Origin of the sequence: Kribbella sp. NPDC048928 (assembly GCF_043197975.1) — a bacterium.
In the GTDB taxonomy this organism is placed as follows: Bacteria; Actinomycetota; Actinomycetes; order Propionibacteriales; family Kribbellaceae; genus Kribbella.
The window spans coordinates 627,720-646,562 of record NZ_JBICUC010000005.1; the positions used below are offsets into that span (position 1 = coordinate 627,720).

The 18,843-nt window shown below is 69.4% G+C and carries 22 protein-coding genes; 11 read left to right on the plus strand and 11 right to left on the minus strand.

Annotated elements, in window-relative coordinates:
• Positions 1 to 148 precede the first annotated feature (148 nt).
• Positions 149 to 1,714, minus strand: a complete 1,566-nt coding sequence (locus ACGFI6_RS25090) for an ABC transporter substrate-binding protein (RefSeq protein ID WP_393122450.1) — start codon at positions 1,712 to 1,714, stop codon at positions 149 to 151.
• 66 nt (positions 1,715 to 1,780) lie between these two features.
• Positions 1,781 to 2,434, minus strand: a complete 654-nt coding sequence (locus tag ACGFI6_RS25095; protein WP_393122452.1) for an HAD family hydrolase — start codon at positions 2,432 to 2,434, stop codon at positions 1,781 to 1,783.
• Positions 2,435 to 2,607: 173 nt separating this feature from the next.
• On the opposite strand from ACGFI6_RS25095, the gene ACGFI6_RS25100 reads away from it, so the two are divergent.
• Positions 2,608 to 3,456, plus strand: coding sequence for a PAC2 family protein (locus ACGFI6_RS25100; RefSeq protein ID WP_393122454.1), 849 nt, complete (start codon positions 2,608 to 2,610; stop codon positions 3,454 to 3,456).
• Here the strand turns inward: ACGFI6_RS25100 and ACGFI6_RS25105 are convergent, their stop codons facing one another.
• Positions 3,457 to 3,849, minus strand: a complete 393-nt coding sequence (locus ACGFI6_RS25105; RefSeq protein ID WP_393122456.1) for a MerR family transcriptional regulator — start codon at positions 3,847 to 3,849, stop codon at positions 3,457 to 3,459.
• A 25-nt stretch (positions 3,850 to 3,874) separates the two neighbouring features.
• On the opposite strand from ACGFI6_RS25105, the gene ACGFI6_RS25110 reads away from it, so the two are divergent.
• The 3 genes from ACGFI6_RS25110 (at position 3,875) to ACGFI6_RS25120 (ending at position 6,538) form a co-directional block, all read left to right on the plus strand.
• Complete coding sequence (locus tag ACGFI6_RS25110) at positions 3,875 to 4,714, plus strand: polysaccharide deacetylase family protein (protein WP_393122458.1); 840 nt, start codon at positions 3,875 to 3,877, stop codon at positions 4,712 to 4,714.
• Between the two features lie 107 nt (positions 4,715 to 4,821).
• A complete protein-coding gene (locus tag ACGFI6_RS25115; RefSeq protein WP_393122460.1) occupies positions 4,822 to 5,595 on the plus strand; it encodes a L,D-transpeptidase in 774 nt (257 codons plus the stop codon).
• Positions 5,596 to 5,605: 10 nt separating this feature from the next.
• A complete protein-coding gene (locus tag ACGFI6_RS25120; RefSeq protein WP_393122462.1) occupies positions 5,606 to 6,538 on the plus strand; it encodes a hypothetical protein in 933 nt (310 codons plus the stop codon).
• A gap of 62 nt (positions 6,539 to 6,600) precedes the next feature.
• Here the strand turns inward: ACGFI6_RS25120 and mshC are convergent, their stop codons facing one another.
• Positions 6,601 to 7,821, minus strand: a complete 1,221-nt coding sequence (gene mshC, locus ACGFI6_RS25125; protein ID WP_393122464.1) for a cysteine--1-D-myo-inosityl 2-amino-2-deoxy-alpha-D-glucopyranoside ligase — start codon at positions 7,819 to 7,821, stop codon at positions 6,601 to 6,603.
• A 102-nt stretch (positions 7,822 to 7,923) separates the two neighbouring features.
• Between mshC and ACGFI6_RS25130 the strand changes: the two genes are divergently transcribed.
• Positions 7,924 to 8,622: a DUF6882 domain-containing protein gene (locus tag ACGFI6_RS25130; RefSeq protein WP_393122466.1), complete on the plus strand. Its 699-nt coding sequence runs from the start codon at positions 7,924 to 7,926 to the stop codon at positions 8,620 to 8,622.
• On the opposite strand, the gene ACGFI6_RS25135 is transcribed toward ACGFI6_RS25130, so the two are convergent.
• Genes ACGFI6_RS25135 through ACGFI6_RS25145 form a run of 3 tightly spaced genes read right to left on the minus strand, consistent with a single transcriptional unit; the run spans position 8,623 to position 10,712 of the window.
• The gene (locus ACGFI6_RS25135) at positions 8,623 to 9,417 is read right to left on the minus strand and encodes an SCO1664 family protein (RefSeq protein ID WP_393122468.1); all 795 of its coding nucleotides are present in this window, start codon (positions 9,415 to 9,417) and stop codon (positions 8,623 to 8,625) included. It lies immediately after the preceding gene.
• A gap of 7 nt (positions 9,418 to 9,424) precedes the next feature.
• Complete coding sequence (locus ACGFI6_RS25140) at positions 9,425 to 10,003, minus strand: DUF3090 family protein (RefSeq protein WP_393122470.1); 579 nt, start codon at positions 10,001 to 10,003, stop codon at positions 9,425 to 9,427.
• A gap of 13 nt (positions 10,004 to 10,016) precedes the next feature.
• Positions 10,017 to 10,712, minus strand: a complete 696-nt coding sequence (locus ACGFI6_RS25145; protein ID WP_393122472.1) for a histidine phosphatase family protein — start codon at positions 10,710 to 10,712, stop codon at positions 10,017 to 10,019.
• A 49-nt stretch (positions 10,713 to 10,761) separates the two neighbouring features.
• Between ACGFI6_RS25145 and corA the strand changes: the two genes are divergently transcribed.
• Entirely contained in the window at positions 10,762 to 11,733 is a 972-nt protein-coding gene (gene corA, locus ACGFI6_RS25150) for a magnesium/cobalt transporter CorA (protein ID WP_393122474.1), read from the plus strand.
• On the opposite strand, the gene ACGFI6_RS25155 is transcribed toward corA, so the two are convergent.
• Positions 11,730 to 12,557: an undecaprenyl-diphosphate phosphatase gene (locus tag ACGFI6_RS25155; RefSeq protein WP_393122476.1), complete on the minus strand. Its 828-nt coding sequence runs from the start codon at positions 12,555 to 12,557 to the stop codon at positions 11,730 to 11,732. The genes corA and ACGFI6_RS25155 overlap by 4 nt on opposite strands.
• Entirely contained in the window at positions 12,557 to 13,609 is a 1,053-nt protein-coding gene (locus tag ACGFI6_RS25160) for an LLM class F420-dependent oxidoreductase (protein ID WP_393122478.1), read from the minus strand. The genes ACGFI6_RS25155 and ACGFI6_RS25160 overlap by 1 nt, the downstream gene beginning before the upstream one ends.
• Positions 13,610 to 13,660: 51 nt before the next feature.
• Here ACGFI6_RS25160 and ACGFI6_RS25165 point away from each other — a divergent pair, with 51 nt between their 5' ends.
• The 5 genes from ACGFI6_RS25165 to ACGFI6_RS25185 all read left to right on the plus strand — a co-directional run bounded on the left by ACGFI6_RS25165 (position 13,661) and on the right by ACGFI6_RS25185 (position 16,934).
• Positions 13,661 to 14,602, plus strand: a complete 942-nt coding sequence (locus tag ACGFI6_RS25165) for an aldo/keto reductase (protein ID WP_393122480.1) — start codon at positions 13,661 to 13,663, stop codon at positions 14,600 to 14,602.
• Positions 14,603 to 14,623: 21 nt separating this feature from the next.
• A complete protein-coding gene (locus ACGFI6_RS25170) occupies positions 14,624 to 14,809 on the plus strand; it encodes a DUF5703 family protein (RefSeq protein WP_130385444.1) in 186 nt (61 codons plus the stop codon).
• Between the two features lie 82 nt (positions 14,810 to 14,891).
• The gene (locus tag ACGFI6_RS25175; RefSeq protein WP_393122482.1) at positions 14,892 to 15,353 is read left to right on the plus strand and encodes a MarR family winged helix-turn-helix transcriptional regulator; all 462 of its coding nucleotides are present in this window, start codon (positions 14,892 to 14,894) and stop codon (positions 15,351 to 15,353) included.
• Entirely contained in the window at positions 15,350 to 16,165 is an 816-nt protein-coding gene (locus ACGFI6_RS25180) for an ABC transporter ATP-binding protein (protein ID WP_393122484.1), read from the plus strand. Before ACGFI6_RS25175 ends, ACGFI6_RS25180 begins: the two co-directional genes overlap by 4 nt.
• Positions 16,125 to 16,934, plus strand: a complete 810-nt coding sequence (locus tag ACGFI6_RS25185; RefSeq protein WP_393122486.1) for an ABC transporter permease — start codon at positions 16,125 to 16,127, stop codon at positions 16,932 to 16,934. The genes ACGFI6_RS25180 and ACGFI6_RS25185 overlap by 41 nt, the downstream gene beginning before the upstream one ends.
• On the opposite strand, the gene ACGFI6_RS25190 is transcribed toward ACGFI6_RS25185, so the two are convergent.
• Complete coding sequence (locus ACGFI6_RS25190) at positions 16,931 to 17,665, minus strand: N-acetyltransferase (RefSeq protein ID WP_393122488.1); 735 nt, start codon at positions 17,663 to 17,665, stop codon at positions 16,931 to 16,933. The two genes, ACGFI6_RS25185 and ACGFI6_RS25190, sit on opposite strands and share 4 nt — an antisense overlap.
• Complete coding sequence (locus tag ACGFI6_RS25195; RefSeq protein ID WP_393122490.1) at positions 17,631 to 18,830, minus strand: MFS transporter; 1,200 nt, start codon at positions 18,828 to 18,830, stop codon at positions 17,631 to 17,633. The genes ACGFI6_RS25190 and ACGFI6_RS25195 overlap by 35 nt, the downstream gene beginning before the upstream one ends.
• Positions 18,831 to 18,843 lie beyond the last annotated feature (13 nt).

Below are 18,843 nucleotides of genomic sequence, written 5' to 3' on the forward strand. Positions count from 1 at the left end.
GCCCGGAGTCAAACGCGGAAAGTGCTGCGTTGCCCGATCGTGATCGTCAGGAAATCGTCCCGTATTCTGGACAATCCGCAGTAAACCACGGCGTCCCACCGACGGTCGTCACGGCCTCGCGAACCGTTACTGCCATGGCATTTTTGTGTCAGTGCCGTAATCCGGAGAGATAGAGGAACGACAGCGGGTCGATCGCCGTCTTGACGTTCTCCACGTCCTTGCCGGCGACCACCGCGATCCGGCCCTGCCAGACCGGGACGACCGGCACCTCGCGGGCGATCACTCCCTGTAGCTGCGCGATCAGATCGTCGCGCTTCAGGCCGTTCTGCTCGGTCCGCTGCTGCTGCAGCAACTTCGTCGCCGCCGCCGAGCGGTAGCCGTTCTGCAGCGGTACGTCACTGACGAACGGCCGCAGGTAGTCGTCGGCGTCCGGGTACTGCGGCGTCCACCCGGTCTGGTACAGGTCGTAAGCCCCGGCCTTCGTCGCCTGCTGGTACTGCGGCCACTCCACGCTCCGCAGCGTCACGCGGAACAGCCCGGACGCTTCCAGTTGCCTCTTGAGCTCCAGCACCTCGGCCTTCGCGCCCACGCCGTACTGCGAAGGTGTCCAGCCGACTGTCAGCGGTACGGGGACGGCGATGTTCGCGTCCCGGAGGATCGTGGCGGCAGCGGTCTTGCTCGGCTGCTTGAACTCGGTCCGGAACGCATCGGTCTGCCCCCCGAATCCGGGCGGCACGACCGAGAACAGCGGCGACACGTGGTCCCCGTACGCTTTCTTCGCGATCGCCGACCGGTCGATCAGCTGCGCGACGGCCCGCCGGACGGCCGGCTTGCGGGACAGCAGCGACTTCATCTGGAACGCGAACAGCCGGATCTCCGCGGACCCGGCCTCGACGACCTGGACCTTGTCGGACTTGCGCAGCTTGTCGATCAGAGTCGGCCCGAGACCGTGGAAGGCCAGGTCGGTCTTGCCGGTCGCGATCTGCTCGTAAAGCGTCTTCGAGTCCGGCACCGTACTGATCGTCACGCCGTCGTTCTGCGCGGCGCGCGCACCCCGGTAGGCGGGGAACTTCGTCATCGTGAGCTCGGCGCCGGGCTTGAACGACGCGAGCTGGAACGGCCCGCTGCCGATCGCCTTGGCATCGAGCAACTGGTTCGCCGGGTACGCCTGCTCGTCGACGATCGACGCGGCGGTCGTGGTCAGCAGGTACGGCAGCCGGGCGTCAGGGCTGGTCAGGTGGAACACGGCCGTCAGCGGATCCGGCGTACTGACCGACTTCACCGAGGCGAACAGCGGCGCGAGCCCGCCGGGCGTCTTCAGCCGGACCAGCCGGTCGAAGCTGAACTTCACGTCCGAAGCGGTCAGCTCGTGCCCGTTCGGGAAGGTCAGGTGCTCCTTCAGGCTGCACGTGTAGGTCGTCGGCGAGTCGAACTGGCAGTCCGCCGCGTCCGGGACCGGCGTCGGCTTGTCCGGGAAGATCGTCAGTAGCGTCTGGTACAGGTTGGCCTGGACGGTGCGTGAGGCGACGTCGTACGGCCCGGCGGGGTCGAGGGAGGTGACCGGGTCCGTGGTGGCGAGCCGCAGCAGCATCAGCTTCGGCGTCGTCTCCCCCGGGTGCGGAGCGTTGTCGTCCGGGTCGCCACAGCTCGCCAGGGACACCCCCAGCGCACCGACCGCCACGGCCGCCGCCACCCGGCGCACCCACTCGCTCACCGTCTCACCTTTCCCCAGCCCGCTACCCACACAACGCCCCCGAGGGCACCAGGTGACGGTAGCTCCTCAACGGAGCAGCGCGCGCAGGGACTCCGGTGTCAGCGGCTCCAGCGTCTTCACGACGAGGCGCCGCGGCGCCTCCGGAATGCTGATCCACTGCGGCACGGCAACCACGTACATGCCGGCCGCGGTGCCGGCCTGCGTGCCGGTCATCGAGTCCTCGATCACCACGCAGTAGGCGGGATCGACGCCGAGCTTCTCCGCGGCGGTCAGGTACGGCTCCGGGTTCGGCTTGCCGAGGGTCACCTCGTCACCGGCCACGATCACGTCGAACGGGTCCGGCGGCAGGTGCCCGAGCACCGCGTCGATCATCGTCCGGTACGAGGCCGACACCAGCGCGCACGGCACGCCTTCCTTGCGGAGGGCCTGCAGCAGCTCGAGCGCACCCGGCTGGAAGGTCACCTCCTTGCGGAGCGCCTCGACGACCTCGGAGAACATCCGGTGCGCCAGCTCGTCGCCGGTGATCACACCGTCCGGGATCCGCGCCAGCCAGACCTTCACGGCCTCCCGCAGGTCGCTGCCGATCAAGGTCATACAGTCCTCGATCGTCCAGGTCGCGCCGAGCTCGGCCAGCAGCTCCAGCTGCACCTCCGCCCAGACCTTCTCGGAGTCGACCAACGTCCCGTCCATGTCCCACAGCACCGCTTGCAGGGCCGGCAACTACAGCTCCTCTACTCCGTGTCCAGCGATCGTCGCCCCCATTCTCCCTGGTCGGGCACGACACGTTCCGCCTGGGGTGAAACCGGGCACGTCCGAACGGCTGAGCACGTAGGCTGGCAGTCCGGTTTCCGGCGACTGCCGGATCGGCTAACGAGACGACAGGGGGCCTGCGAGTGGTGGATCTCGCGAACCTGAGGGACCCGGTCGTGATCGCCGCGTTCGAAGGCTGGAACGACGCGGCCGAGGCGGCCACCGGTGCGGTCGACCACCTGATCGACGAGTGGGACGCGGAGCTCGTCACGGCGATCGACCCCGAGGACTACTACGACTACCAGGTGAACCGCCCGCGCGTCGGCGTCGACGAGGACGGGGTCCGGCAGCTGACCTGGCCGACCACTCGGGTCTACCTGGCCCGCCCGCAGGACACCGGCCGCGATGTCGTCCTGATCCGCGGCGTCGAGCCGAACATGCGCTGGCGGGCGTTCTCCCGGGAGCTGCTGGAGGTCGTCGACGAGTCGAACGCGCAGGTCGTGGTCGTGCTCGGTGCGCTGCTCGCGGACGCGCCGCACACCCGGCCGATCCCGGTGTCGGCGTCATCGTCCGACGAGGAGCTGGCCGCGGCCTGGAGCCTGGAGCCGTCGACGTACGAGGGCCCGACCGGCATCACCGGTGTCTTCGCCGACCTCTGCACCACCCTCGGCGTCCCGTCGGTGTCGATCTGGTCCGCGATCCCGCACTACATCGCCGGCACCCCGTGCCCGAAGGCGTCGCTGGCGTTGCTCGGCAAGGTCGAGGAACTGCTCGACCTGGCGATCCCCGAGGGCGAGCTGCCGGAGCTGGCGCGCGCCTGGCAGCGCGGCGCCGACGAGCTCAGCGAGGAGGACCCGGAGGTCGCGGAGTACGTGCACTCGCTCGAGGAGCAGCGTGACACCACCGAGCTTCCCGAGGCCACCGGCGAGGCCATCGCCGCCGAGTTCGAGCGCTACCTGAAACGCCGCAACAAGAACCACCCGACGGACTGACTACGGCATCTCCCGGGTGGCGGTGCTGATGACGTCGTCCAGGACCGCGCGGGAGGTGGTCAGGTCGGTGATCATCCGGTCGATGCGGTCCCGCTCGGCGGTCAGTTCGGTGACCAGCTCGGGCGTGGCCCGCTCGTTCGGGCCGCCGTCCGGGTCCCGCATACAGGGCAGCAGCTCGGCGATCTTCTTGCTGTGCAGCCCGGCCGCGAACAACTCCTGGATCAGGATCACCCGGTCCACGGCGCGCTCGACGTACTCGCGCTGCCCGCCGGCCGATCGCTCGGAGACCAGCAGTCCCTGCACCTCGTAGTACCGCAGCGACCGCTCACTCACCCCGGTCCGCCGCGCCAGCTCACCGATCCGCACGCCGGCCTCCAGCCTTGCACCTGACACTGATGTCAGACTTTACCGTCCAGGCATGACGCTCTACGACTACAGTCCACTCCCCACCCGCCCCCGGCTCGAATGGCCCGACGGTAAGCGGGTCGCCTTCTACGTCGGCCTGAACATCGAGCGCTTCCTCCCCGGTCAGCCGTCGACGAGCATCTGGCCGCTCGACATCAAGCCGGACGCGCTCAACCACGGCTGGCGCGAGTACGGCGAACGGGTCGGCATCTGGCGCACCATGGACATCCTCGACCGGTACGGCCTGCGCGCCAGCGCGTTGATCAACTCGCTCGTGACCGAGCACAACCCGCAGATCATCGAGGCCGGCACCGAGCGGAACTGGGCCTGGCTCGCCCACGGCCGTACGAACTCGGAGCTGCACACCGGCTACGAGCCCGACGAGGAACGCCGCATCCTCACCGACATCACCACCACGATCGAGAAGGCCACCGGGCAACGTCCGAAGGGCTGGATGGGACCCGCTCTCACCGAGACCGACAACAGCCCTCAACTGCTGTCCGAGCTCGGCTACCAGTACGTCCTCGACTGGACCAACGACGACCAGCCCTACCGCTTGAACGTCCCTGGCATGCTCAGCGTCCCGTACACCGTCGAGCTCAACGACCTCGGCCTCTTCCTGCGCGGACTCACCGGCCCGGACTTCCTGCAGATGGTGAAGGACCAGTACGACGTGCTCCGGGAGGACTCTGCCGAGACCGGACGGGTGATGGCGCTCGCGCTGCATCCGTTCGTGATCGGGCAGCCGTTCCGGGCGAAGTACCTGGATCTGGCGCTGCAGTACATTGCCGCGCAGAGCGACGTCTGGCTGACCACGAGTGACGACATCGCGGCGCACTACGTGACGGTGTAACTCCACGAGGTGTGGCGCGTTGTTACCAGTGGGTTTATTCTCGACCGGACAACTGGGGGGTGACGGTGCCTGTGCGGCCCCGTCACCGTGACTACGGGAGCAACTGGATGCGCAACGAGCGGGGCGGTACGTCGGTCCCAGCGCTGGCGGTGCTCATCCTGCTCGGAGTCGTCGCCGCGATCGGCATCTTCGGCAACAAGGACCACCACAAGAACGTCGATCTGACCACGCTGGCCGCGTCGACGACCGCCACCACGATCGCCACCGCGCCGCTCGACACCGACCCGTTCGCCGGGACCGGCGGTCTGGTCGTGCACCCGCGGACCGAGGCCGCGCTGTTCAGCTCCCCCGACGCCGACGACGCCTTCGGGAAGATCGGCCCGACCCAGTTCGGGCCGACCTGGCTGCCGGTCGTCGACCAGACCGACGGGTGGCTCCGGGTCCTGCTGCCCTCCAAGCCGAACCGGTCCACCGGCTGGATCCAGGACGAGGACCTCGACCGGGCCTCCTCGTCGTACCTGATCCGCGTCCACACCAGCTCACGGACGCTCGAGCTGTTCCACAACAACTTGAGCCTCGGGACCTGGAAGGCCGGCGTCGGCGCGACCAAGACGCCGACGCCGCCCGGCCGGACGTTCCTGCTCGGCTCGATCATCGACCACAAGCGGTCGGCGTCGCCGGTCGTCCTCCCCCTGGGTGCGCACAGTCCCACCTTGGACACGTTCGGTGGCGGACCTGGTACGGTCGCGATCCACGGCTGGCCGAACCCGCACGTGTTCGGTGCGGCGATCAGCGCGGGCTGCGTACGGGTGCCGAAGACCGCGCTCGCCGATCTGCAGAAGGTTCCGCTCGGGACGCTCGTCCTGATCGACAGCAAATAAGGAGATTCCGATGCGACAGCTGCGAGGGCGCCTCAGGCCGACGGTGCCATCGAGGCCGACGGTGCTGACGGCCGCGGCCGTGGCGGGCGTCGTGACGTTCAGCCTGGTCGCGAGTGCCCCCACCGGCAACGCGGCGGCCCGTCCCTCCTCGGCGTACGCCGTCAGCGCCGAGGGCCAGGTGCCGATCCCGAAGACCCCGTACGCGGAGTCCCTGGACGGGAAGCGGGCGACGACGTCCGCCCTTGAGCTGCCGAAGAACCCGCTGCTCTCGGTCCGGGCCGGTACGGCGACCGCGGGCAACGACTCCGCCTCGGTCGAGCTGTTCGACATCGTGATCGGGCCGGACATCCTCAGCCAGGTCAAGATCCCGCCGGAGCTCAAGCAGCAGTGCGCGAGCCTGCCGAAGACCGGCGCGGACAACCTGCCGCTGCCGGACCTCGCGCTGCCGGACCTCGGGCTCCCGCTGCCGTTGCCGAGCCTGAGCACCAAGGACCTGCCGGTGAAGAACCTGCCGGACCTGTGCAACCTGCTGCTCACCCCGCCGAAGGCGCTGCTCGCGATCGACTCGCTGAACGTCTGGTGCTCCGGCGCCAAGGGCGGCATCGACGTCGGTTCAGTGACGCTGCTCGGGCAGACGCTGAAGGTGCCGACCACCACGCAGGGCGCGAGCCTGCCGTCCAACCCGCTGGCGACCATCAAGGTCAACAGTCAGAGCAAGCACTCGGACGGCGCGTTCACGGTCACCGGACTGACCATCTCGCTCGGCGGCGGTGCGGAGACGATCAATCTGGCGTCGGCGACCTGCGCCAAGCCGGCCGCGAAGCCGAAGCCCAAGCCGACCCCGAAGCCCCCGGTCGACCATCCGGCCCCGCCGCAGGTCGAGTCCCCACCCGCTGCCCCCATCCCGACCCCGGTCAAGACCCACCAAGCAGTCACCGGCTGACCATTGCTCCTACGTCCGAAGATCTGTGGGTAGTACCCGCAGATCTTCGGACGTAGTTGTGTTCAGAGCTTGATGCCGAGGAGGGCGTCGACGGCTTGCGCGACCAGTGCGGGGGCCTCGTGGTCGTCGCCTTCGGCCTCCGCCCACGCGTCCACAGCGGCCAGCGCGCCCGCGCTGTCCAGGTCGTTGGTGAGTGCCGCGCGTACGGCGTCCACTGCCGCCGCTCCGTCCGGACCCGAGCCGCGGCCGATCGCTCCGCGCCAGACATCCAGGCGCGCCTGCGCGTCGGTCAGGTCCGACGGCATCCAGAACCACTCGGTGCGGTAGTGGTGGGTCAGCAGCGCCAGCCGGATCGCCATCGGGTCCGAGCCGGCGGCCCGCTCCTTGGAGACGAGCACCAGGTTGCCCTTGGACTTGGACATCTTCTCGCCGTCGAGCCCGACCATCGCCTGGTGCACGTACGCCCGCGCGAACGGGTGCTCGCCGGTGGCGACCTGCGCGCCGCTCGCCGACATCTCGTGGTGCGGGAAGATCAGGTCCGACCCGCCGCCCTGGACGTCGAAGGTCATCCCGAGGTACTTCAGCGCGATCGCGGAACACTCCACGTGCCAGCCCGGCCGGCCGCGCCCGAGCGCCGAGTCCCAGGCCGGCTCCCCCGGCCGCTCGTGCCGCCACAGCAGGCTGTCCAGCGGGTCCTGCTTGCCCGCACGGTCCGGGTCGCCGCCACGCTCCGCGAACAGCTCGCGCATCGTCTCGCGGTCGTAGTTCGAGACGCCACCGAAGGCGGGATCGGTCTTCACCGCGAAGTACAGGTCGCCGTCGACCGAGTACACGGCGCCGGCCCGCTTCAGGTCGTCGACCGCGCCGACCACCAGGTCGATCGACTCGACCACGCCGATGTAGTGCTGCGGCGGGATGACCCGCAGCGCTGTCATGTCGTCGCGGAACAGCTGGATCTCCTGCGCCGCGAGGTCGGTCCACTCGACACCGGTCGCGGTCGCGCGCTCCAGCAGTGGGTCGTCGACGTCGGTGATGTTCTGCGTGTACGAGACGTCGTAGCCGGCGTCGCGCCAGAGCCGGTTGATCAGGTCGAACGTCACGTACGTCGCCGCATGGCCCATGTGCGTCGCGTCGTACGGTGTGATGCCGCACACGTACATCCGGGCGGGGCCGTCGGTACCGGGCGGCACCTCGACCAGACCGCGGGACGCGGTGTCGTAGAGGCGTAGCCGCCGAGCCGGCCCGGGCACCGCCGGGATGTCTGGTTGAGTCCACGCCTGCATGTAGCGGAGCTTATGCCAGTCCGATTTTCAATGACGCGACACGGTTCCAATCCGTGGTCCGTGGCCGACCCTGCACCCCGGCGGCGGATAGCCTCGCGGGCGATGAATGCTGACTTCAGTCCCGAGTTCCAGGCGTACGGCGCCTGGATCGCCGCTGCCGCGATCCAGCAGCAGGACCTGTTCAACGAGGTGGTCGGGCCGGATTCCCTGCAGGCCGATCTGAACGCACGGACGCTGAGCAGCGACCGTGGCGTCCTGGGCGACATCTCGCTGCTCGGGAGCTTCTCGGAGCTCGACGGGACCTGGCTGTGGGGCTGGGGCAACCCGGGCTTCGGGCCGGAGGCCGCGGCGGTCGCGCCGACGCTGGTGATCCGCGAGTTCGGTGAGCGGCACGGCATCAGCGAGTTCACCACCGAGAGCCCGGACCTGAGCGGGTTCGAGCAGCCGGCGCAGGCGGCGATCATGCTCGCGATCACCGCCGGCACCGTGCTCGGTGGTCGCGGCGTCTGGTCGACCGCGATCAACGAGGGCCGCGGGCATGTCTACCTGCACGTCGGCGACGACCAACTACCGCAGGTGCGCTTCGATGCGATCGCCACCCCGCGGCTGCTGATGACCGCTGTCAGCGTGTTCCCGTCCGACCACCGCCAGGTCGTCCGCGGCTACTTCCAGCATTTCGGCCTGCGGTCCGACGAGGCTGCGACGGCCATCAACGGCACGGCGCCGGACGGAGCCACGGTCACCGTCGACTTCGACGAGCACGCACGGATCGCGAACGTCGCCGTACAGCCAAGGAGCTAGCTAGAACGCCGGCCAGGGAATCGCGGGCCACTCGTCGCTCGGGTACGGGAACGCGCCGGTCTTGAGCAGGTCGGAGCAGCGCGCGCGGGTGGCGGCCAGCTCAACCTCGGTGATCAGCTCGCAGAGTTGCCGGCCGAGCGCACCGGCGAGCTCGTCCGCGAGCCGGCGTACGTCGTCGAGCAGATCGGCCGGCACCGGGTCACCGGCCCAGCCCCACAGCACCGTACGGAGCTTGTCGTCGGCGTTGAACGTGACGCCGTGATCCACGCCGTACACCCGGCCGTCGCCCGGATTCAGCACGTGGCCGCCCTTGCGGTCGGCATTGTTGACCACGGCATCGAACACGGCCATCCGCCGCAATGCGTCGTTGTCCGCGTGCACCAGCGTGACCGGGTTGTGCCGGCCGTCGAGCGCCTCGAGGACGCCGATCCAGCCGTCCGGCACCCGGCCCTGCGGGACGATGTCGACCAGCTCGGTCTCCCCCGGCCCGAGCTCGGCCTCGTCGATCCACAGCTGGACCATGCCGACGCCGAGCGGACCGTCGCGCAGCAGGGTCGGTGGGACGACGTGCCACCCGAGGGCCTCGGAGACGACGTACGCCGCGAACTCGCGCTGCGCCAATGTGCCGTCCGGGAAATCCCACAGCGGGCGCTCGCCCTCGACCGGCTTGTAGACCACGGTCGCGGTCGCGCCGGACAGCGTCACCGAACCCTGGTAGGTGCCGTTCGACGCGGCGACCAGGCGGCCGTGCAGGGACAGCTCCCCGAGGGCGAGCAGCTCCGGGTCGATGGTCATTGCGGCGTCACTCCGGCAGGTGCCGGCGGTAGCCGTTGGCCCGCGGGCAGATGTGGCCGTCCGCATCGATCGGCCGGCCGCAGAACGGGCAGCTCGGCCGGCCGGAGGCGACCAGCGCGACCGCGCGGCGGGCGAACGCCCGGGCCTGCAGCTCGGTGATCCGGACGACGAACACCTCGGCGTCGTCGGACTCCATCGCGGCGGTGACCGGGTCCTCTTCCTCCTCGAGCTCCGCCTGCTCGGCGGTGACCACCGCGAACACCTCGATCACCACCCGCTCGGCGTCGGCCTCCCAGGCCAGCGTCATGGTGCCGGCCCGGAACTCCTCCTCGATCGGCTGTTCCAGCGGCGCGGTGTCCTCCGACGAGGTCTGCGCGACCGGGTCCCGGTCGAAGCGCCGGGCGACCTCGTCCAGCATCACGTCGAGCCGCTCGGCGAGCGCCATCACCTGTTCCTTCTCGCAGGCCACCGAGGTCAGCCGGTGCCCGGCCCGGGCCTGCAGGAAGAAGGTCCTCGCACCTGGTTCTCCCACGGTGCCGGCGACGAACCGCTCGGGGTCGTCGTAGGAGTGCACAACTCGCGCCATGGCTAAGACCCTATTACCGTCCGCCGACAACGGCGTCCGAGGACTGCTTCTTGGGCTTGGCTTTCGCTGACGGCTTAGGGATCAGCGAGGCGAGCTCGCTGCCGGAGTCGTTCAGCCGGACCAGGAACGGGCGGGTCGCGGTGTAGGTGATGATCGTCGTCGAGGCGGTGTCCACGACGATCCGCTGGAACGTGTCCAGGTGCTGACCGAGCGCGTCCGCGACGATCGCCTTGATCACGTCGCCGTGCGAGACAGCCACCCAGATCGCGTTGTCACCATGGCTTTTCGCGAGCTCCGCGTCGTGCGCCCGGACCGCGTCGACGGCCCGCTGCTGCATCCCGCGCATCGACTCGCCGCCGGGGAACGTCACCGCCGACGGATGCTGCTGGACGACGGCCCACAGCGGGTCCTTGGCCAGCGTCGCGATCTTCTTCCCGGTCCAGTCGCCGTACCCGCACTCGGTCAGCCGCCGATCCGTTGCCGGACGCAACCCGTCGTGCAGTTTCGCGATCGCGGCGGCGGTCTGCTTGCAACGCTCCAGCGGCGACGTGACGATCGCGGCGAGCGGCAGCTCGGCCAGCCGCTGCGCGACCGCCTCGGCCTGCTTGACGCCGGTCTCGTCGAGCTTCACTCCGGGCGTCCGGCCGGCCAGCGTGCCGGACGTGTTCGACGAACTGCGGCCGTGCCGGACCAGGATCACCGTGGGCATGGTGTGCACGTTATCTCGTGAGCGCAAGCCCTGGTGACATGATGGTCCGGTGATCGTGGACTGCGGGGTGTACGCCGAGGGGGAACGCAAGGACCTGCCCAAGGACCCCGAGACCGTTGCCCAGGCCATCCACGACGACACCGAGAGCTTCGGCTGGATCGGCCTGCACGACCCGTCGGACGCCGAGATGGAGCGGGTGCAGGGGCTGTTCGGGCTGCACGACCTGGCGATCGAGGACGCGCTCCAGATCCACCAGCGCCCGAAGGTCGAGCGCTTCGGCGACATGATCCTGGTCGTGCTGCGGACGCTCTGGTACGTCGATGAGGGCGACGCGGTCGAGACCGGCCAGGTGACCGCGTTCATCGGCCCGCGGTACGTACTGACCGTGCGGCACGGTGAGGGTGGCGAGCTCGCCACCACCCGGCACCAGCTCGAGGAACGCGCCGCGATGCTCGGGCACGGTCCGGCCGCGGTGCTGTGGGCGATCTGCGACGCGATCGTCGACGACTACGAGACGGTCGCCGAGCAGGTCGAGGTCGACGTCGACGAGATCGAGGCCTCGGTGTTCTCCCCCGGCCGGACCAGCGACGCGGAGCGGATCTACCGGCTGAAGCGCGAGGTGCTCGAGATGCGCCGCGCGATCGACCCGCTGCGCGAGCCGATGGAGCAGTTCGCGCACGGCGTCGCCGGGCTCGGCCCGAAGGCGAGCCCGTTCTTCCGGGACGTCGCCGACCACCTCAGCCGGGTCTCCGACCAGGCCGAGGCGATCGACACCCTGCTCACGTCCGCGCTGAACGCGCACCTCGCGCGCGTCTCGGTCCAGCAGAACGACGACATGCGGAAGATCTCCGCCTGGGTCGCGATCGCCGCCGTACCGACGATGCTGGCCGGCATCTACGGGATGAACTTCGACAACATGCCCGAACTCCGCTGGCACTTCGGCTACTACGCCATCTTGTTGCTGATGGCCCTCGTCTGCATCACCATGTACCGCTTCTTCCGCAAGGTCGGCTGGCTCTAGGTGGCGGTGATGGTGCTGGTGGCGAGGAGGATGATCAGGACCAGGCCGAGCAGGATCCGGTAGAAGGCGAACAGTTCGATCGAGTGTTTGGCGACGAAGCGGAGCAGCCAGGCGATCGAGGCGTACGCGACGAGGAAGCTGACCACCGTACCGACGAGCAGCGGGACCGCGCCGACGGTGCCGCTCAGCGCGTCCTTGAGCTCGTAGACGCCGGCTCCGGCCAGGGCCGGGATGCCGAACAGGAACGAGACCCTGGTCGCCGCGACCCGGTCGAGGCCGCGGAACAGTCCGGCCGAGATCGTCGCGCCGGAGCGGGACACACCGGGGATCAGCGCGAGGCACTGCACCAGGCCCATCACGAGCGCGTCCACGAACGTGATCCGGGTGAGCGGCCGCTCCTTGCTGCTCAGGCGTTCGGCTGCGACCATCACCACCGACCAGCCGATCAGCGCGAGCGCCACCCACCACAGGCTGCGGAGCGGCCCCGAGATGAGGTCCTTGGCGAGGAAGCCGACGATCCCGATCGGGAACGAGCCGACGACCACGTACCAGCCCATCTTGTAGTCGAAGTCGGCGCGCCGCTCGGGCTTCGCGAGACCGCCGACCCAGCCGCGGATGATCCGGACGATGTCCTTCCAGAAGTACAGGACGACGGCGATGATCGCGCCGACCTGGATGACCGCGGTGAAACCGGTGATCGACGGGTCGTCGATCTTCAGGCCGAGCATCTTCGACACGATCGTCAGGTGGCCGGTGCTGGAGACCGGCAGGAATTCGGTCAGGCCCTCGACGATGCCGAGGATGATGGAGTCCCAGATCGTCATCAGTTGCCGGCTCCGGACAGTTCGAGGGCCTCCGCGGCGGTCCGCAGGTCGGCGATCCGCTGCTCGACCGTCGACGCGAACGGCGTCAGCGCCACGGTCGTCGCGCCCGCCTCGGCGTACGCGGTGAGCTTCTCGGCCATCCGTTCCTTGCCGCCGAGCAGCGAGATCGAGTCCAGGAAGCCGAACGGTACGGCGGCCATCGCCTCGCGGTGCTTCTTGTCCAGGTACAGGTCCTGGATCTGTTTCGCCGCGTCCGCGTACCCCATCCGGACCGCGAGCGCGTTGTAGAAGTTCTTCTCCCGGCTGCCCATGCCGCCGACGTACAGGGCCGCGTAGCCGCGCACCGGATCGGCCGCGGCCTGCAGGTCGTCGCCGCTCATCAGCGGGGTGGTGACCACGACGTCGAAGCCGTCGAGGTCCTGCTGACGGACCGCACGGCCCGTCTTGATGTGGTTCAACTGCTCTCCAAGGAAGCCGGGGTCGTTCAGGATCCCGAGCCAGCCGTCGGCGATCTCGCCGGCCAGTTCGAGGTTCTTCGGGCCGACCGCGGCCAGGTACACCGGCACGTGGTCGCGGATCGGCCGCACGGTCAGTTTCAGGGCCTTGCCCGGACCGTCGGGCAGCGGCAGCGTGAAGTACTTCCCCTCGTACGCGACCGTCTCCCGCCGGAGCGCCGCGTTCACGATGTCAACGTACTCACGGGTCCTGAGCAGAGGCTGAGAGAATCGGACGCCGTGCCAGCCCTCCGAGACCTGCGGTCCGGAGACGCCGAGGCCGAGCCGGAAGCGCCCGTTCGAGAGCCGGTCCAGGGTGGCCGCGGTCATCGCGGTCATCGCCGGCGTCCGGGCCGGGATCTGGAAGACCGCCGCCCCGACGTCGATCGTGGTGGTCTGCGCCGCGATCCAGCTGAGCAGGGTCGCGGCGTCCGAGCCGTACGCCTCCGCGGCCCAGGTGACCGAGAATCCGAGCGCTTCGGCCTCCTTCACCAGCCTCAGGTGGTCGAGATGGTCGTCGCCGCCGTAGACGAAGCCGATGTTGAGTCCGAGTCGCATGACTGGCGAGCCTAGCGAGAGGTTGTCGGTGGGCCGCAATAGGCTCGGGGTATGCAGCAGCGCTATCTCGGTCACAGTGGACTGGCGGTGAGCAGGCTCGGCCTGGGCACGATGTCGTGGGGCCGGGACACCGACGAACACGAGGCGCGCGAACAGCTCGCCGCGTTCGCGTCGGCCGGTGGCACGCTCATCGACACCGCCGCGGCGTACGGCGACGGTGACAGCGAGGCACTGATCGGGTCGCTGCTCGGTGACGTGGTGGACCGCGACGACGTGGTGATCGCGACCAAGGCCGGGTTCAGCGTCCGGCGCGGCGAGCGGATCACCGACACGTCCCGCGGCGCGCTGCTCCGCGATCTGGACGCCTCGCTGCGGCGGCTGAACACCGACTACATCGACCTGTGGCAGCTGCACACCTGGTCCGACGATGTGCCCCTGGAGGAGACGCTCTCCGCGCTCGACCACGCCGTCAGCTCCGGCAAGGTCCGGTACGTCGGCGTCTCGAACTACGCCGGCTGGAAGTGTGCCCGCGCGGTCACCTGGCAGCAGGCCTGGCCGGGCCGCGCGGTCCCCGTCTCCAACCAGGTGGAGTACTCGCTGCTCGCCCGGGACGCCGAGGTGGACGCGCTGCGCGCCGCCGCGGGGCTCGGGATCGGGGTGATCGCGTGGTCGCCGCTCGGCCGTGGCGTGCTCACCGGGAAGTACCGCACCGGCATCCCCGCGGACTCCCGCGCGGCGTCTCAGCATCTGTCCAGATTCGTCGACCCCTACCTCGACGCCCGCGCTTCGGGCATCGTGGAAGCGGTGGCGCGAGCCGCCGACGGGCTCGGCTGGACCCCGCTCGAGGTGGCGCTCACCTGGGTGCGGGACCGGCCCGGGGTGTCGGCGGCGATCGTCGGGGCCCGGACCGCATTACAACTGAAATCGGTGCTCGGTGTGGAGGAGCTCACATTGCCGCCCGCCATCGTCGCGGCACTGGAGGACGTTTCCTGAAGTCGCCAGGTGGAGGTGTGGATGGCCGAGTACGAGTTGCAGCAGTTCGAGGTGTCCAGGACGGAGTCCCGCGGTGCGGTGCGCAAACTGCTCACCGAGCACGCGGAGTACGGCGGCTGGGAGCTGGCCCGGCTGCGCCGCTATCCCGACGGTTCGCGCCGTGTCTGGCTGCGGCGGCGAATCATCCGGGTGATGCGGACGCTCTGAAGCGACCGGCACGTGATCGGCCCTGAAAGTTCCGGGCCGTTGAGACGGCGAAATATCTCTGCCACAGAGGTATCGTCGGATCATGCCTTCTGAGGTGCTCGCGGACGAACTGATGGCGGCCACCGGCCTGCTCCGGCGGCACCTGCGCCGATCCGTCGGCCGGCCGTTCCCCCTGTCGGCGTTGACCGACTCCCAGAGCGAGCTGATCCGCCTGGTTCGCCGCAACCCCGGCATCTCGGTCGCCGAGGCGGCGGCCGGACTCGGTCTGGCGGCGAACACCGTGTCGACCCTCGTCGGCCAGCTGACCGAGCGCGGCCTCCTGCAGCGCAGCCCCGACGAGACCGATCGCCGCGTCGCCCGCCTGACCCTCACCGATCCGGCGCGGGAGCAGGTCGAGGCCTGGCGCGACCGCCGTACGGCCCTGGTCACCCAGGCCCTCGACGGCCTCACCGCAGCCGACCGCGCTGCGCTGCGAGCAGCGCTGCCCGTTCTCGGCGCACTGGCCGAACGCCTGCATCCGGAGGAACTGAAGGAGCGCATATGAGTGCGGAAGCTGCGGTTGATGTCAGCGGATTGACGCATCGGTTCGGCGATCACGTGGCGGTCGACAGCCTCGATCTGAGTGTCTCCCCCGGCGAGTGTTTCGGCCTGCTCGGTCCCAACGGCGCGGGCAAGACAACCACCTTGCGGGTGCTGAACACGCTCTACCCACCCCAGGCCGGTACGGTCCGGATCTTCGGCCTCGACGTCCGCGCGCAGGCCATGTCAGTACGGCGGATGCTCGGGTACGTACCGCAGCAGCTGTCGATCGAGGGCGCGCTGACCGGCCGCGAGAACGTGTCGTGGTTCGCGCGATTGTTCGACGTACCGCGGCGGGAACGGGCCGCGCGAGTCGCCGAAGTACTGGAGATCGTCGACCTGACTGATGCGGCCGACCGGCTCGCGTCGACGTACTCCGGCGGCATGGTGCGGCGGCTCGAGCTGGCGCAGGCGCTGGTCAACCGGCCCGCACTGCTCGTACTGGACGAGCCGACGGTCGGCCTCGACCCGGTCGCGCGCGACTCGGTGTGGGGACGGGTGCAGGAGATGCAGGACCGGTACGGGATGACCGTGCTGCTGACCACGCACTACATGGAGGAGGCCGACATCCTCTGCGATCGCGTCGCCCTCATGCACTTGGGGCGGCTGCGCGCTGTGGGGACGCCGACCGAGCTGAAAGCCGAGCTGGGGCCCGACGCGAGCCTCGAGGACGTGTTCCGGCACCACACCGGCGAGAGCCTGGAGGGCCAAGGGTCGGAGAAGGGAGGACTGCGCAATGTCCGTGGCACCCGTCGCACCGCACAGCGGATGGGCTGAGTCGCGCCCGGTCCGGCTGTTCTCCAGGATCGGCACGTTCTGCCTGATCGAGCTGCAGAAGCTCCGGCACGACCGGACCGAGCTGATCACCCGCGCGATCCAGCCGGTGTTGTGGCTGGTGATCTTCGGGCAGACGTTCAGCCGGATCCGCGCGATCCCGACCGGTGATGTCCCGTACCTCGACTACCTGGCGCCCGGGATCATCGCGCAGTCGGCGCTGTTCGTCTCGATCTTCTACGGCATCCAGATCATCTGGGAACGCGACGCCGGCATCCTCACCAAGCTCCTGGTCACGCCGTCACCGCGATCCGCCCTGGTCGCGGGCAAGGCGTTCGCGGCCGGCGTCCGGACGATCGCGCAGGCCGTCGTCGTACTGATCGTGGCCGCCCTGCTCGGCGTCAGCCTGACCTGGAATCCGCTGAAGCTGTTCGCCGTCCTCGTCGTGGTCGTGCTCGGCGCGGCGTTCTTCTCCTGCCTGTCGATGACGATCGCCGGTCTGGTGCTGCGCCGCGACCGGCTGATGGGGATCGGGCAGGCGATCACGATGCCGCTGTTCTTCGCGTCGAACGCGCTCTATCCGGTGTCGCTGATGCCCGGGTGGTTGCGGGCGATCTCGCACGTGAATCCGCTGACGTACGAGGTGAGTGCGCTGCGCGGACTGTTGATCGGGCAGCCGACGACGTACTGGCTCGACTTCGCCGTACTGATCGTGGCCGCGATCGCGGACATCTGCGCTGCGTCGGCCTTGCTCGGCCGGCTCGCGCGCTAAAGGTCGTGGCGGATCCAGACGTTGGGTTCTACGTAGACGGCATGGTTGTGTTCGACGTCCACGTGCACCGGGACGAGCGCCTTGGGTACGACGATATCGCCGGTACGGTCGAAGGGCAGTCCGGTCCAGGTACGCCACTCGTCGAGGGTGCCGGCGATGACCATCGAGCGCGGTGCGACCTGAACGATCTCGCCGCCGGCCTTCACGTGGACCCGGAGCCAGGGGTCCACGGGTAGCCCGTCCGGCCGCCGCTGCTCGACGTACTTCGTCATCGGCTGATGCGCATCCGTCTTGCCGTTCGGGCGGACCGGGGCGTACAGCGCGGTGTGGCCCTTCGCCTGCACCGCCCGGCGCATCGCGGCAAGCATCTCGTGCGACAGTCCGCGCCCGAGGTGGGACGGGCGGATCAGGATCTCCAGCGCGCTCGAGACGTTCGGCGTACGGCCGGCGCGCAGATCCTGGAAGCCCCAGTGCAGCACGCGGTCCCAGCCGCCGGACGGGAGGTCGGTGCGGTGCTCGTCCGGGAACACGAACGGAATGCTGCGGCCGTGCGCGACGAACTCGCCGTCCTCGGTCGCGATCACGCACTGGTCCGGGAAGTGCACCGGGACCTGCCCCATGAACGCGTTGCCGATCGGGTCGTTGTGCATGAAGGCCGGCCACGCGCCGGCGAACTCGTACATCCGTTCCAGGTACTCAGGCCGCTCGGCCAACGTGGTGATCTCCAACATGTCCCGCAGTCTGACACCGGACGAGGATCAGTACGGCGACGCTGCTCGTGACGAGCCCTGCGCCGACCAGGGTGTGCGCGGCGCCGACCATGCCGATGATCGGACCGCCGGCGAGCATCCCGACCGCGCTGCTGGCGTTCACGACCACGCTCTGGCCGGAGAGCAGTGCGCGCCGACCGGCCCCGGCTGACGACCGTGTGATGAGCACGGAGATCGCGGCGATCCCGATCACCACGGCCACGCCCGACAATCCGCCCATCAGCGCAACCATCGGCGGCGTCGTCCACACGCCCATCCCGATCCAGCACAGGCCGGACCAGCCCCAGGCCGCGACGGCGGTCAGTACCGGCTTCGTACGACGTACGACTGCCAACGACACCGCCGTACCTATGAGCGAGCCCACGCCGTACCCGGTCATGCCCGCGGCCAGGTAGACGCCTGGTTGACCGCGCTGTTCCCCGAGCACCGACAGACCGAGGGTGAAGGCGAACCACATCGCACAGCCGGTCCCACGGACAATCCAGCCGTAGACGACCTCCGTACGGCCGCGCAGACTGTCGCGGATCGACGGCATCTCGACGGCTTGGGCGGATCGTTGCGCCCGCACTGTGCAGGCCAGGAGTCCGGCTCCGGCCACGGCAATGGCCTCCACCCAGAGCAACTGGTTCGTGATCCCGGCCGAGACGGCGAGCGCACCGACCGACGGCCCGGCGAGCATGCCGATTCGGCGGAGGCCGTCCTGCCAGGTCAGCAGCAGGACCGCCCGGCCGTCCCCCCAGCGGTCGCCGGTGTCTGCGAGGAGGGCAGAGCGTCCTGGATTCGCCAGTGCGTCGCCGCAGCCGAGCAGCAGTCCGCTGAGGATCAGAAGTTCGGGTGAGAGTAGGCCGAGTCCGGCGGCGGCCGGAACCGACGCCAACGCAATCGCCGACACCAGCGCCACGATGGCCAGCCGTGGACCGGAGTCCACCCATTGCCGCGCCTTGCGCGCCCACCACGGCGACAGCAGCACCGGGACGCCGGCCGCGCCGCCAACCAGACCGGTGGCCGCAACCGACCCCGTCTCTCGCAGGATCACCAACGGCAGCGCGACCTGAGCAATCCGGAAGGCGAAGTCCGCCGTACCGCTGCCCACCAGCAGCGCCAGCGCCTCCGTCCTCGCCCTCACACCTTCAATTGTT

Bases quoted from the DNA above. Each gene is read 5' to 3' on its own strand.
- ACGFI6_RS25185 (WP_393122486.1), top strand. From the start codon at position 16,125: ATGTCCGTGGCACCCGTCGCACCGCACAGCGGATGGGCTGAGTCGCGC.
- ACGFI6_RS25115 (WP_393122460.1), top strand. From the start codon at position 4,822: ATGCGCAACGAGCGGGGCGGTACGTCGGTCCCAGCGCTGGCGGTGCTC.
- ACGFI6_RS25165 (WP_393122480.1), top strand. From the start codon at position 13,661: ATGCAGCAGCGCTATCTCGGTCACAGTGGACTGGCGGTGAGCAGGCTC.
- ACGFI6_RS25135 (WP_393122468.1), bottom strand. From the start codon at position 9,417: ATGACCATCGACCCGGAGCTGCTCGCCCTCGGGGAGCTGTCCCTGCAC.
- ACGFI6_RS25180 (WP_393122484.1), top strand. From the start codon at position 15,350: ATGAGTGCGGAAGCTGCGGTTGATGTCAGCGGATTGACGCATCGGTTC.
- ACGFI6_RS25160 (WP_393122478.1), bottom strand. From the start codon at position 13,609: ATGCGACTCGGACTCAACATCGGCTTCGTCTACGGCGGCGACGACCAT.
- ACGFI6_RS25145 (WP_393122472.1), bottom strand. From the start codon at position 10,712: ATGCCCACGGTGATCCTGGTCCGGCACGGCCGCAGTTCGTCGAACACG.
- ACGFI6_RS25170 (WP_130385444.1), top strand. From the start codon at position 14,624: ATGGCCGAGTACGAGTTGCAGCAGTTCGAGGTGTCCAGGACGGAGTCC.
- mshC (WP_393122464.1), bottom strand. From the start codon at position 7,821: ATGCAGGCGTGGACTCAACCAGACATCCCGGCGGTGCCCGGGCCGGCT.
- ACGFI6_RS25140 (WP_393122470.1), bottom strand. From the start codon at position 10,003: ATGGCGCGAGTTGTGCACTCCTACGACGACCCCGAGCGGTTCGTCGCC.
- ACGFI6_RS25155 (WP_393122476.1), bottom strand. From the start codon at position 12,557: ATGACGATCTGGGACTCCATCATCCTCGGCATCGTCGAGGGCCTGACC.
- ACGFI6_RS25120 (WP_393122462.1), top strand. From the start codon at position 5,606: ATGCGACAGCTGCGAGGGCGCCTCAGGCCGACGGTGCCATCGAGGCCG.
- ACGFI6_RS25110 (WP_393122458.1), top strand. From the start codon at position 3,875: ATGACGCTCTACGACTACAGTCCACTCCCCACCCGCCCCCGGCTCGAA.
- ACGFI6_RS25130 (WP_393122466.1), top strand. From the start codon at position 7,924: ATGAATGCTGACTTCAGTCCCGAGTTCCAGGCGTACGGCGCCTGGATC.
- ACGFI6_RS25175 (WP_393122482.1), top strand. From the start codon at position 14,892: ATGCCTTCTGAGGTGCTCGCGGACGAACTGATGGCGGCCACCGGCCTG.
- ACGFI6_RS25190 (WP_393122488.1), bottom strand. From the start codon at position 17,665: ATGTTGGAGATCACCACGTTGGCCGAGCGGCCTGAGTACCTGGAACGG.